11 protein-coding genes are annotated in these 11,746 nt (G+C 66.1%); 5 read left to right on the forward strand and 6 right to left on the reverse strand.

The features are described 5' to 3' along the window. Positions 1–167: 167 nt before the first annotated feature. The 3 genes from C491_RS11680 (at position 168) to C491_RS11690 (ending at position 2,279) form a co-directional block, all read left to right on the forward strand. Positions 168–980 carry a CPBP family intramembrane glutamic endopeptidase gene (locus C491_RS11680; protein ID WP_005556428.1) on the forward strand — a complete coding sequence of 271 codons (813 nt, stop codon included), beginning with the start codon at positions 168–170 and terminating at the stop codon, positions 978–980. Between the two features lie 181 nt (positions 981–1,161). Then, positions 1,162–1,971, forward strand: a complete 810-nt coding sequence (locus C491_RS11685; protein WP_005556430.1) for a M14 family metallopeptidase — start codon at positions 1,162–1,164, stop codon at positions 1,969–1,971. Beyond that, on the forward strand, positions 1,968–2,279 hold the full coding sequence (locus C491_RS11690) for a hypothetical protein (RefSeq protein WP_005556432.1): 312 nt from the start codon (positions 1,968–1,970) through the stop codon (positions 2,277–2,279). The genes C491_RS11685 and C491_RS11690 overlap by 4 nt, the downstream gene beginning before the upstream one ends. Positions 2,280–2,346: 67 nt before the next feature. Here the strand turns inward: C491_RS11690 and C491_RS11695 are convergent, their stop codons facing one another. From C491_RS11695 to C491_RS11710, 4 genes are all read right to left on the reverse strand, one after another. Then, positions 2,347–3,288 carry a CBS domain-containing protein gene (locus C491_RS11695; RefSeq protein ID WP_005556433.1) on the reverse strand — a complete coding sequence of 314 codons (942 nt, stop codon included), beginning with the start codon at positions 3,286–3,288 and terminating at the stop codon, positions 2,347–2,349. A gap of 187 nt (positions 3,289–3,475) precedes the next feature. After that, entirely contained in the window at positions 3,476–5,458 is a 1,983-nt protein-coding gene (locus tag C491_RS11700; protein ID WP_005556435.1) for an oxidoreductase, read from the reverse strand. Between the two features lie 306 nt (positions 5,459–5,764). Then, positions 5,765–7,354: an HTTM domain-containing protein gene (locus C491_RS11705; protein WP_005556437.1), complete on the reverse strand. Its 1,590-nt coding sequence runs from the start codon at positions 7,352–7,354 to the stop codon at positions 5,765–5,767. Between the two features lie 206 nt (positions 7,355–7,560). Further along, positions 7,561–8,154, reverse strand: coding sequence for a universal stress protein (locus tag C491_RS11710; RefSeq protein ID WP_005556439.1), 594 nt, complete (start codon positions 8,152–8,154; stop codon positions 7,561–7,563). 108 nt (positions 8,155–8,262) lie between these two features. On the opposite strand from C491_RS11710, the gene C491_RS11715 reads away from it, so the two are divergent. Then, positions 8,263–9,369, forward strand: a complete 1,107-nt coding sequence (locus C491_RS11715; RefSeq protein WP_005556441.1) for an asparaginase — start codon at positions 8,263–8,265, stop codon at positions 9,367–9,369. A gap of 245 nt (positions 9,370–9,614) precedes the next feature. Here the strand turns inward: C491_RS11715 and C491_RS11720 are convergent, their stop codons facing one another. Further along, positions 9,615–9,860 carry a hypothetical protein gene (locus tag C491_RS11720; protein WP_005556443.1) on the reverse strand — a complete coding sequence of 82 codons (246 nt, stop codon included), beginning with the start codon at positions 9,858–9,860 and terminating at the stop codon, positions 9,615–9,617. A 167-nt stretch (positions 9,861–10,027) separates the two neighbouring features. Then, positions 10,028–10,678, reverse strand: a complete 651-nt coding sequence (locus C491_RS11725; RefSeq protein WP_005556445.1) for a helix-turn-helix domain-containing protein — start codon at positions 10,676–10,678, stop codon at positions 10,028–10,030. 474 nt (positions 10,679–11,152) lie between these two features. On the opposite strand from C491_RS11725, the gene C491_RS11730 reads away from it, so the two are divergent. After that, positions 11,153–11,737 (forward strand): aldehyde ferredoxin oxidoreductase N-terminal domain-containing protein, encoded by a 585-nt coding sequence (locus C491_RS11730; protein ID WP_005556449.1) that lies wholly within the window; start codon positions 11,153–11,155, stop codon positions 11,735–11,737. Positions 11,738–11,746 lie beyond the last annotated feature (9 nt).

The raw sequence follows: 11,746 nt of genomic DNA on the forward strand, positions 1-11,746 counted from the left end.
TCGCTCGAGACATCCGCTGTGAGACCCGCTCACTTACGCCATCTCGCGGCGCAATCGAACACCTCGTCGACGAAGCGTTTCCGCTCGTCGTTCATTGCGGCGTAGCGGGGCGACGACGGACGGCGAATCAGCAGCTATTTATCAGATGTGAGATCAGTTGCTCGAGAATGACCGATACCCGAAGCCGAAAATCCTCCGCCCGCGGCGCGATCGCACTGTTCGCACTCGGAATGGTCGGCGTGCTGGCCCTGGCAGTTTACTCCGTCCCGATGCTGCGGGAGCTCCCCGAACTGTCGACGGTCTCGTACCCGACGCTGGTGGTGCTCGCGTCGGTGAACTCGGCGCTCCTGCTAGTGATAGCCGTCGCCCTCGGCGCGGTCACGGCCACGCGCCTCGAGTTCGACTCTCACGTGTTCGCGTGGGCGGCCGGCCGCAGTCCGAACTGGAGCGAGGTACGCGACTCGCTTCCGCTCGCGGCGGCGCTGGGCGCGGGACTATTCGTGCTCGTCGCCGTCCTCGACGTCGCGTTCGCACAGTTCACGCAGTTCCCCGCCGGCGACACCCCGACGGATGCGGAAGCCCTGAGCGAACTCTTCGCCTCGGTTCCGATGCGGCTGTTCTACGGCGGCATCACCGAGGAGATTCTCCTCCGATGGGGGTTCATGGCACCCCTCGCGTACGTCCTCTGGTGGGGACGAAACAGGGTCGGCGACGCGACCGAGGCGCCGTCCGGGACGATCGTGTGGGTCGCCATCGGAGTGAGCGCCGTCGCGTTCGGCGTCGGCCACCTGCCCGCACTCGCCTCGATGACCGAGCTCACAACTCCGCTGATCGTCCGAACCGTCCTGCTGAACGCGCTCGTCGGCGTCGTTCTCGGCTGGCTGTTCTGGCGGCGGTCGCTCGAGACCGCGATGATCGCACACGCCGCGTTCCACGTCGCCCTCGTCGCCGTCTCCACCGTCCTGATCGTGGTAACCTGAACCGACGCGACCGCCGACGAGAGGTGGCTGACGGCCGCGCCGGTACGACAACCGGTAGTACCCGAATGTGCGCTCTCCGTTTGCGCGTCGATATCACCGAGATATGGGGTAGCCGTACCCACCGTTTCGTATCGGCCAGCCGACGCACGATTTATCTTCACGCGCTCGAGAAAGAACACACATGAAGCGACGCACGGTGCTCGGTGCCGGGGCCGCGACCGCCGGCCTGGTCGCGGGCGCGAGCGTCCTCCGCTCGAGGGGCGAGTCGTCGGGACCGGGCGAGCCGCCCTCCCCCCACTCGTCGATGGACCTCGAGACCCACTCGATCATGGAGGGGACCGACCGCGAGACGCCGCTGTTCGAACTCGAGGCGCCGGAGTCGGGCCCGACGGCGGTCGTCTTCGGCGGGATCCACGGCGGCGAAACGAACGGCTACCGCGCTGCGGAGGAGGTGATCGGCTGGGGCGTCGAGCAGGGAACGCTAGTCGTGATCCCCTGGGCCGAGATCGTCGCTGTCGAGCGAAACACCCGCGACGGCCCGGAGGGAGACCTGAACCGGAAGTTCCCCTCCGGCGAGGAGCCGACGACCGAACTCGCACGGGCGCTGTGGGCGGAGGTCGAACGCTACGATCCCGACGTCGTGCTCGACCTGCATCGCTCTCGAGGGATCTACAACACCCACGACCGGTGGGTCGGCCAGGCCATCTTTCCGACGGGAGCGGACGACGCCCCCGCCGATGCCCGGGCGGTGATCGAGCACATGAACGACGCGCACGTTCCGCGGCTCATGCTCCCCCATCGGTTCACGATGGGGAACACGCAGACCGGCTCGAACCCGCTGTTGATCCACAAGGTCGGCGGCGACCTCGAGCGCCCCGGATTCCTCGTCGAGCTCACGGACTTCATGCTCGACCCGGCGACGCAGGTGCGCTGGACGACCGAGATTACGGAACGACTGCTCGAGCGCTACGGCCTCGAGCGGATCGCATGAACGAGTATCGCGAGTTCGCGCTTCGGGCCCTGTTCGGCCCGGCGACGGTCGTCGCGTTCTGCCTGCTGTTCGTCCCTCTGACCCTCGGCGTCCTCGACACCCGGCTGATGACGCCGTTCGCGGCGCCGGGATACGCGCTCTTGCTCGCGATGACCGTCGTCGGGAGCTACGTGCTCCCGCAGTACGGTCTCTGGATCTACTGGATCCCCTTCACCGTCGTCTGTTACGGAATCGCGGCGGTCGTCGGCGGGCTCTACTACGGGATCGGTAGGTTTCGGGACTCGAGCGGATCCGCGTCCACGCCCTGAACGCCGGAACGAATCGATCGTGCTCGACGTATCGTCGGCATCGGGGGATCTTCGAGATCCGTGACCACTAAGCGATCGCTTCGACCTCGACGGTCGCCGTTTCGGGTTCGTCGTCGACCAGCACCGTCGCCTCTCCCTCGAGAACTCGCTCGCCGTCCGAATCGAGGACGTCGGTCGTCAGTTCGAACTTCCGATCGCCGATCTCGCCGACGATCTCACAGACCGCCGTAACGCGCTCGCCGAGGTCGAGCGGTGCCAGAAACGCCAGATCCTGGGAGACGTAGATGGTGACCCCGGGAAGCCTGGCGAGGGCGGCGCTGATAAGCCCGCTCACGAGCGTCCCGTGGACGATTCGCCGGCCGAACCGCGTCTCACCGGCGTAGCGCTCGTCGAGGTGGAGCCGGTTGGTGTCGCCCGACGCCGTCGCGAACGACCGCACGTCCGCCTCGGAGATAGTTTTCGAAAACTCCGCCCGATCGCCCACGCTCAGGCCGTCGGCGGAGACCGTCGAACACTCGAACGTCCAGTCGGCGTGTTCGTACTCGGTCTCCTGTCTAGCGCGGTACTGGGGCCTCGACTCGTAACCGGTGGCGAGCGTCCGACGGTGAAAGACCTGCGGGGCGTACCGGATCACGTCGTCGGTGCTCACCAGGCCGACGAGACGGTCGTCTTCGACAACCACCAGCCGCGCTACCCCGTGATCGTGCATGGTCTCGAGGGCGTCTTTGAGTTCGGCGGCCGGATCGGTCGTCGCGACCGGCGCGGACATGACGTCCGCCAGTAGCTTTTCGCGCGGCGACTCGCTCCGGTCGAGCGCTCGAATGAGATCCGTTCCGGTGGCGATGCCGACGACCTTGTGGACCTCGTCGACCTCGTCGGCCTCGACGATCACGACCGAGTTGATGTCCTCTTCGAGGAGGATCCCCGCGGCGTCGGCGACCGTCTCGTTCGGCGCAGCCGTGACTACCGGCGCGCTCATGACGTCTGCGACGCGGATCGGATACGACATGGGCCGCATCTACGCTGCCGCCGATCATAGTATGGCGGCCCGGTTTCCAGCGCCGTAGAATCGTGGGCCGACCCGGTGCGGACCAGTCGCTCGGGTCTCGGCGAGTGGGACCCGGTCGCGTGGTTCTATCCTCGGGTCGCCCGCCGACACCCGGCGACGGGAGCTCCCGGTCACGGTCGGGTGTGCGTCACGACCGCGGGCTGAAGGTCCGGTACGGGTCGCCGATCGAGATGCCGGCCTCGGTGCCGTCGAGGGTCGCGCGGTAGACGTCTCGGGACTCCCGAGCGTCGCCGACGACGTAGACAGGCCCGGGGTGCTCCTCGAGTTCGTCGGCGAGGCCGTCGTTCGGCTCGTGTCCCACCGCGAGCACCACTCGGTCGGCCTCGTAGGCGGCCTCCGAGCCGTCGGGACGGACGGTGGTCACGGCCTCCTCTTCGATGGATAGCACCGTCTCTCCCGTGACGAGTGCGACGTCGTCGTTTGACTCGAGAGTCCGGAGCACGTCGATGCGGCTGATCCGCTCTTTGTCCGGCGCGATCCGATCGGTCTGTTCGACCACGGTGACTTCACAGCCCCGATCGGCCAGGAACCTGGCTGTATCACAGCCCACGTCGCCGCCACCGACGACGACCACCGTCTCGTCGTCGACCGAAACGGAGCCGTCGACGACGTCCCACGACTGGACGACGTGTGATCCGTCGGCTCCCGGAACGCTGATCCCGCGGGGACGGGCCCCGGTCGCCACGACGACGGCGTCGGGGTCGACCGTCTCCACCGTCGCTCGATCGACGCGCTCCCCCAGCTGGACGTCGATCGGACGGCGCTCGAGCTGGCGCTCAAGATACTCGAGGTACCACCCGTTTTTCTCCTTTCCGGGCGGGGCGGCCGCGAGGTGAAGCTGCCCGCCCACCTCCTCGGCCGCGTCGTACAGCGCGACGTCGTGTCCCCGATCGGCGCTTCGGATGGCCGCCTGAAGTCCCGCAGGCCCGGCGCCGACGACGAGCACCCGCTGGCGCTCTGGTGCGGGCCCGAGGGTGGCGAACTCTCGCTCGCGGCCCACCGTCGGGTTGACTGTACAGCCCAGCTCCCTGTCGGCGAAGATTCCCTCGCCGATACAGCCGACGTTACAGCCGATACAGCGGTTGATCTCCTCCAGGCGTCCCTCTCGAGCCTTGCGCGCGAAGTGGGGATCCGCTATGTGACCGCGACCAACGGCGACGAAGTCGGCGTCGCCGTCTGCGAGCACCGCCTCGGCCGTTTCCGGCTGGCGGATCACCCCGACGGTGATGGTCGGGACGTCGACGGCCTCGCCGATCGCCGCGGCGTACCGGGATCGCCAGGCTTCCTCGTAGCTCATCGGCTCGAGGACCCGGGNCGGCGAGCCGTAGGCGCCAACCGTGACGCTGAGGACGTCGACGCCGGCCGTAGCGAGCTGTTCGGCCATCTGCGTGGCCTCCTCGAGGCCGTAGCCGCCGTCGACGAACTCGTCGGCGCTCAGCCGGAACGACAGCGCAAAATCGTCGCCGACCGCGTCCCGAACTCCCTCGACGATCTCCGTCGCGAACCGCATGCGGGCCTCGAGGCTCCCGCCGTAGCGGTCGTCCCGCCGGTTGTTTCGCGGGGACAAGAACTCCTGGATGAGGTAGCCGTGCGAGCCGTGCAGTTCCACGCCGTCGAACCCCGCTTTCCGGGCGCGTTTCGCGGCGTTGACGAAGCGCTCCACTACCGATTCGACCGCTTCGGTCTCGAGGACCCGCGGATCCCGAGCGTTGTACGCGTTTTCGACGCTCGAACAGACCACCGGCTGGACGCCGCCGGTTTTCTTCGCCGTGGTCCCGCCGCCGGCGTGATGGAGCTGTACGAACGCGTTCGCCCCGTGCTGGTGGATACGACGGGAAAGCTTCGAGAGCCCCGGAATGCGGCCGTCGTCGGCGATCGAAAGCTGGTTGACGATCGCGCGTCCTCGCGGGTACTCGACGGCTGCGGTACCGACGGTGACGAGTCCGGCCCCTCCGGCCGCGCGTTCGGCGTAGTAGTCGAGCAGCCGGTCGGTAACCTCCCCGGAGGCGGTGGCGTAGTTCGTTCCCATCGGCGCCACGACGAGGCGGTTTCGGAGTTCGAGGGAGCCGATACGTCCAGCGTCGAACAGGTGTGGAAATTCGGAACTCATTGGTAACGGTGGCCGAAGAGAGCCGCGGCGAGCTACTGTTCACCGCTTCCAGTATAAGCTCTCGCAGTGTTCCACCGCTCGAATAATCGGCGGTAGATACTCCACTCCACCACACCATGGGCCCGAATCACGGTCCGATCCGTTCTCACCAGTTCGCCGACTATCGGTCGTCGATCCCCGTCCTCGGCCCGATCCGTCACCGGATATCGCTTCGTCAACGAGGGAAGCGACCCTGGAAACACGAGCGAGACGCTCGCGGCTCACGCGGGGCTCGCCGACGGCGCTACTCGGTTCCCAGGACGATCCTCACTCGGGCGGAGCGATCTCCCTCGGTTCGTTGTCGCCGCAGCCGTGGGCGTAGATCGGTCGTATCTCGCGGTCCCGATCCGCCGGCTCGTCGATCGTCTCGAGGGTGACGTCCTCGACGACGTAGTACATATTGATGCGGGCGAGGTCCTCGCCGTGGTGGTCCGCCCACGTCTCACAGAGATGCTCTGCGAGGGTTTCGGACACGACGTCGTCGGGACCGCCGCGTCTGACGCTGTTCATGTAGAAGCGTTCCCGATACGTGCCGAACTGTTTCTGGAGCTCGTCGTGAGGTCTCTCGTAGGTCAACGGCCGCTCGTTGTACGCGTCGACCGTGTTCCCGTCCTCGGTTTCGGCCGGGAAGACGTAGTACCGGTCGACGGTTCGTGGATGCGGTGCGAAGACGGTCCAGTCGGGCTGGGAGATCCGGATCGCATCGGCCCTGTCGTCGATGCGGTCCTTCAGCCCGTCCTCCTCGTCGACGAACTGGGCGACGGGCAGGTACGACAGCGTCGGGACGACGAGAAGCGAGACCACCGCGACGACCAGCACGACGGTGTAGACGGTCGTCCTGGCGCGTCCGAAGGTCGCCGAGTTGATCCGAGCCCGCGGGAGCCGGGAGCCGATCCGTTCGAGTTCGGTTCGGGCGTGGGCAAGTCGGGATCGGTCGATCGGTGCGGAGCGAACGAGGACCTCCAGTCTGTCCCAGACCGGCGCCTGCAGGAACAGAAGCAGGCCGACGATCGCGACGTAGGCGAACGCGCCGATCCGGACCGTGATCGCGAACGAGGCGTGGCCGCCGACAAACATGGCGACGAGGAGCGTGCGTGCGTGCCCCCGGAGGAACACGAGGAGCCAGGCGAACAGCAGCATGTAGTACCAGGTCAGTCCGCCGTACTGCAGGAGCGTCGGGACGTTCCGCATGAGATCGCCGAGGAGGAACGTCGTGTTGTCAAGCCCCATGATGAGCGGGGTCGCCTCGCCGCCGGTCCACAGCTCGGATTCGCGCTTGTGGTAGCCGTTGAGGACGTACATGTAGACGATCTGGGCCAGGATCGCCGCGGACGCGAGGCTCGCGATTCCGGTCCTCGGCGGCGAATCGGCGTGGAGGGCGTCGACCGACCAGCGTTCCCCCAGCGGCAGGAAGATCGCCCAGAACAGCAACATCCGAAACAGCGTGTCCGCGAAGCTGAGGACCAAGGGGTTGTGATGATCCAGGGAGACGACCAGGAGAAACGAGAGCACGACCGCGATCCGCGTTTTGTAGCCGACGATCAGTTGTACTGCGACCAGTATCGTCAGGACGAACAGCGCCGCGATCGCGGTCGGGTCCGTCGTGAGGTAGTAGACCGAGATCGCGTTATCCGCCGCCATCTCCCTGGCCAGCGACTGTGGGACGACGCCCGCCTCCGTATAGAAGAACGTGAAGTTCCGAGCCCGGAGCAGCACGTCCGCGATAATGAGCAACCCGGCACCGATCCGGAACGCGGCGAGCGCCCGCGTATCGATACGAATCGCCCCTGGGTCGACGTACGCGGCCTCGCGCAGGTGATCTCGAGCGCGCGTCGAGATCGTACGGAGCGGGTGCATGTTCAGTACGGAACAGTCTCACGTACAACGGTACGTACGATATACGTTGGCTCACCGCAACAGTCTGATCGTACTCTCGACGTCGAGTCACCCCCTCGAGGACGGTGATCGGGGCCCGCATCTACCGGCTCTCCGAGCCTGCTGGCCCCCGTCATCGAACCGTTCGACAGCTGAGACGAGAAGCACACGGTGGGCCGTGACCACCGCTACGACCGATCGGACTCCCGAACCGAGATCACGGGTCGATCCACCGATCGCAGGATTTCCTGGGAGACGCTGCCGAACAGCGCCTGCCGGGCGGGAGAGCGATCGCGGCCGCCGACCACGACGAAGTCGGGATCGACGTCCTCGATCGCGGCCAGGACGCGATCGGTCGGATCGCCGACGTCGCCGCGGATCTCGTAGTCGACATCGGCCTCCTCGAGGGCCGCCGTGAACTCCCGAATCAGCTCCTTTCGCTCGAGAACCGTCTCGATCCCCTCCGCGGACGGCGGCTCGGTTCGGGCCGCAGCGTCGCCGCTCTCGGACCACGCTTTCACCCACTCCGGAACGTCGCCCTCGATCCCCGGTTGGGTGGCCGGTTCCGTCTGCGACCACCGTTTTACCCACTCGCGTGGCTCCTCGCTGTTCGCCGATTCGGTCTGTGAAACCGCCTGTCGGTACGTCTCCTCGGTGAGGACGTGAACGAGCACGACCGTCGCGCCCGCCGGGGCGGCGACGTCGATCACGGCGCTGGCGATTTCGTCGGCGCGTCCCCGATCCTCCTCGCCGACGGTTACCAGAATCGTGTCTACGCTCATACGGGTCTCTTCGGCCCCGAGGGAAATAGTGGTATCCCCCCGCTCGAGCCCGCTCCTATTTTGCAGCGAGGCACACCCTTATTTTGGCACCTGCTCGCACAGTACACGATGCCCCAGTACGACGCCGACAGACGGTCGTTCATGCAACTGGCGGGAATCGCCGGCGGAGCCACCCTTACGAGCAACGCCACCGCAGCTAGCGACGAGATGAAGGGATCGAACGAATCCGACGAACGCCGGGAGGATGACGGCACGGAGGTCCAGGTACTGAGCATGGGCGGCACGATCGCGAGCACGCCGGGCGACGGTGGCGCCTCGCCGTCCGAGAGCGGCGAGGCGCTGATCGAGTCGGTGCCGGAACTCGAGGAGTACGCCGACGAGATCCTGGTCGATCAGGTCACCCAGCTCGGGAGCTTCAACCTCGAGCAGGAACACGTCGCCGAGCTCGGCGAGAAGGCGCGGGAGGTCGAGGACGTCGCCGACGGGATCGTCGTCACCCACGGCACCGACACGATGGAGGAGTCGGCCTACCATCTCGATCTCGCCCTCGAGCTGGCGCTCCCGATCGTCTTCACCGGCGCCCAGCGCCGCCCCGACGAGGTCAGCACCGACGGCCCCGCGAACCTCGTGACGTCGTTTCGCGCCGCGGCTCACGACGAGATCCGAAGCGGCGTCTACATCGCGTTCAACGAGGAGCTACACGCGGCCCGCGACGTGACGAAAGCCCACACTCGAAAGCTCGAGACGTTCGAGTCGCCGGACAAGGGGCCGATCGCGCAGTTCACTCGCGACGACGTGCGGCTATACCGGGAGCCGGGGAGTTACGCCGAGTCGATCGACGCGCTGCGGTCGGAGAAGACCGTCCCGATCGTCGCCTCCGGACAGGGGATGAGCGACCGACAGCTCCGGTTCGCGATCGAGGAGGACGCCGACGGGATCGTCCTCGACGGGTTCGGCCTCGGGAACACGAGCGAGACGCTGAGCGACGCCGTTCGCGACGCGATCGAGAGCGGAATTCCCGTCGTCGTGACGTCGCGATCCCACGCCGGACCGCTCGCCGCGATCTACGGCAACGGCGGTGGCGAGACGCTTCGGGATCACGGCGCCATCAGCGGTGACGATCTGCCGGCACACAAGGCACGGATCAAGCTGCTGCTGGCGCTCGAGGCGTCCGACGATCCGGAGCGCGTTCGAAGCTGCTTCGGCGATTGGTGAGAACAACGGTCGGCCCCACTCCCAGTTCGGCCCGAAGAACGCTCACAACCCACACACCGTTCGCCGACGGTGCTCTTCCCGAACCCAGAGGGTTATCCGACTACCAGTGACGGCCGGTAATGGCGATATCCATCGTCGCCGACTTCGTCGGCATCCTCGAGGTCTTGCCGTCGAACCGCCAGGCCTCACCCCACTGATGGCGCTCGTAATGTCGATGGAAGATCCAGCTGAGACTGTATCGAGCCCTACTCGAGGGCCTCGAGGAACTCGTCGAGCGTGTCGGTGAGTTCGTCGACCTCTCTCCCGTCCTCCTCGGTGGAGTAGCGAACGATGTAGACGTCGTTCTCGTTGGCGTCGCGCGTCCCGTCGACCTCCTCGACGCCCTTCCAGATCCCCGTTACTTCGACCTCACCGTGTCGTTCGTGGTCATAGGTCCCTTGCCGTTCGACCACCTGTTCGCCGTTCGATCCTGGGTCGTCCGACTCACCCATGGGCTTGGTCTCTGTAACCGGTATTCGTTCCGACCCCCTTCCCCCCGGCCGTAGCGTCGCCCCGTTCCAATCGGGTCGACACCTGGCGCTGGCGTTCCCTCATACCGTAGCGTTCGTACGGGTCGTCCCTGAGTCTGACTTTTACTCTCGTAATATGTTTATACGTATTAGTCGGATGGGCCAACCAACGTGCTCGCGATCAGCCGTCTGGTTCCGCGCTGGAGCCGAGAGGCGAGCGCCTGCCGGGAGATCTCGAGTTCGTCGGCGACCTCCCTCTGGGTAACCTCGCGCGGGGAGTCGTAGAACCCGCGGGCGTACGCCAGCGTCAGCGCTTCCCGCTGGGCTTCAGTGAGGTCGTACTCCTGACCCGACTCGAGCGGCGAGAGCGCGTGGAGCTGGGTCAGCTCCACCGGGATGCCGTGGCGTTTGCAGTAGGACTGAAACGCCGAGACGTCCCGCTGTTCGGTTCCGCGGACCTCGAAGGTCCACTTTCCCTCCTCGCCGACGGCCGAGACGAGCGCCACGTCGGTCTCGAGGATCGCGGTGAGGACGCTCTCGTACTCGAAGTCCCAGTCGATGCGGACGAACACTGCCCCGTCGACGTCGTCGACGATCCGAAGGTCGTCGATCCCCGGGTGGTCGATCCCCTCCAGATCGATCTCCGACGACCCCTCTTCTTGCAGCCAAAAGTACGGGATCAACACGTCGTTCGTCGGAACGACGCGATCCAGCTCGATCCTCGCTGCCGGAAACTTCGAGAACACCTCGGCGAGCGGGAACTCACCCTCCGTCGCGGTAAACGAGGCTTCGATCGCCATAGCGATACTCGTCGCGAGCAGGGAAAGGTCTGCCGCAGACGTCACGGCTCGATGCCGGCGACGGATCGTTCGAGAGGTGCTCGCTCGAGCGCCCCAATCGGAGTGCAATCAGTTGTCGACTTCCCGTACCGGAGCCGACTCCCCTCGAGGAACGCGTTAGTTCTCGGTGAACCGTCTGAGTCCGGCGCCAACGAGCGTTAGAAGGGCACCGAGGACGATTCCGAGCGGTGGCGGTAACGGGACGACCCTCGCGAGACCCACGAGGATGACGATGGTCGAAAGTCGAGTCACGGGGAACGTATCGCGGCTATCCGGAAAAAGCCACTGCGCGCGTGAGCGAAGGCACTGTCCGTGTCGAACGAGAGTGTCGTCCGCGGAGCCCTCTCGATGCACCGACGACCGTCGATGTCCATTCGACACGCAGGAACACTGCCGATGAATTAAGGGGCTCTCCGCTGTACGGTGTTCATATCAATGTCCGAGACGCTCCCCTCGGTGTACGGCGGCGAGATCCTCCACGTCGACCTCGAGACCGGCGATAACGAGATCGAATCGATCGACCCTCAGGACGCCCGGCGATTCCTCGGCGGGAACGGGTTCGTCGCCAAACAGGTCGCCGAACACGTTCCCGTCGACGCGGATCCGTTCGATCCGGAGAACGTGCTGGCGCTGGCGGTCGGGCCGATGAACGCCACCCCGTTCCAGTCGACGTCCCGCGGCGTCGTCGGCTTCGTGAGCCCGATGACGAACGGCTTTTTCGACTCGACGTTCGGCGGCACGCTACCGCAGGCGCTGAAGACGACCGGGTTCGACGGCGTCGTCCTCCACGGTGCCGCCGAGGAGCACTCGTACGTCGTCGTCGACGAGGACGGCGCCGAGGTGAAGTCGGCCAATGGACTCGAGGGAACCGAGACCTACGAGACGTGCGGGGAGATCCGCGACCGCGAGGGCGTCGGCTACGACACGCACGTCCTCGCGAACGGGCCGGCGGGCGAGAACTTAGTCCGATACGCCTGTTTAGTCCACGAATCGGAGCCTGTCTCTTATACACATCTCTGATGGCGCGAG

Source organism: Natronococcus amylolyticus DSM 10524, from assembly GCF_000337675.1.
Taxonomy (GTDB): domain Archaea; phylum Halobacteriota; class Halobacteria; order Halobacteriales; family Natrialbaceae; genus Natronococcus; species Natronococcus amylolyticus.

What these genes read in the sequence shown, in the direction of transcription:
- C491_RS11680 (WP_005556428.1), top strand. Translation starts at nt 168, where the DNA reads ATGACCGATACCCGAAGCCGAAAATCCTCCGCCCGCGGCGCGATCGCA.
- C491_RS11685 (WP_005556430.1), top strand. Translation starts at nt 1,162, where the DNA reads ATGAAGCGACGCACGGTGCTCGGTGCCGGGGCCGCGACCGCCGGCCTG.
- C491_RS11690 (WP_005556432.1), top strand. Translation starts at nt 1,968, where the DNA reads ATGAACGAGTATCGCGAGTTCGCGCTTCGGGCCCTGTTCGGCCCGGCG.
- C491_RS11695 (WP_005556433.1), bottom strand. Translation starts at nt 3,288, where the DNA reads ATGTCGTATCCGATCCGCGTCGCAGACGTCATGAGCGCGCCGGTAGTC.
- C491_RS11705 (WP_005556437.1), bottom strand. Translation starts at nt 7,354, where the DNA reads ATGCACCCGCTCCGTACGATCTCGACGCGCGCTCGAGATCACCTGCGC.
- C491_RS11710 (WP_005556439.1), bottom strand. Translation starts at nt 8,154, where the DNA reads ATGAGCGTAGACACGATTCTGGTAACCGTCGGCGAGGAGGATCGGGGA.
- C491_RS11715 (WP_005556441.1), top strand. Translation starts at nt 8,263, where the DNA reads ATGCCCCAGTACGACGCCGACAGACGGTCGTTCATGCAACTGGCGGGA.
- C491_RS11720 (WP_005556443.1), bottom strand. Translation starts at nt 9,860, where the DNA reads ATGGGTGAGTCGGACGACCCAGGATCGAACGGCGAACAGGTGGTCGAA.
- C491_RS11725 (WP_005556445.1), bottom strand. Translation starts at nt 10,678, where the DNA reads ATGGCGATCGAAGCCTCGTTTACCGCGACGGAGGGTGAGTTCCCGCTC.
- C491_RS11730 (WP_005556449.1), top strand. Translation starts at nt 11,153, where the DNA reads ATGTCCGAGACGCTCCCCTCGGTGTACGGCGGCGAGATCCTCCACGTC.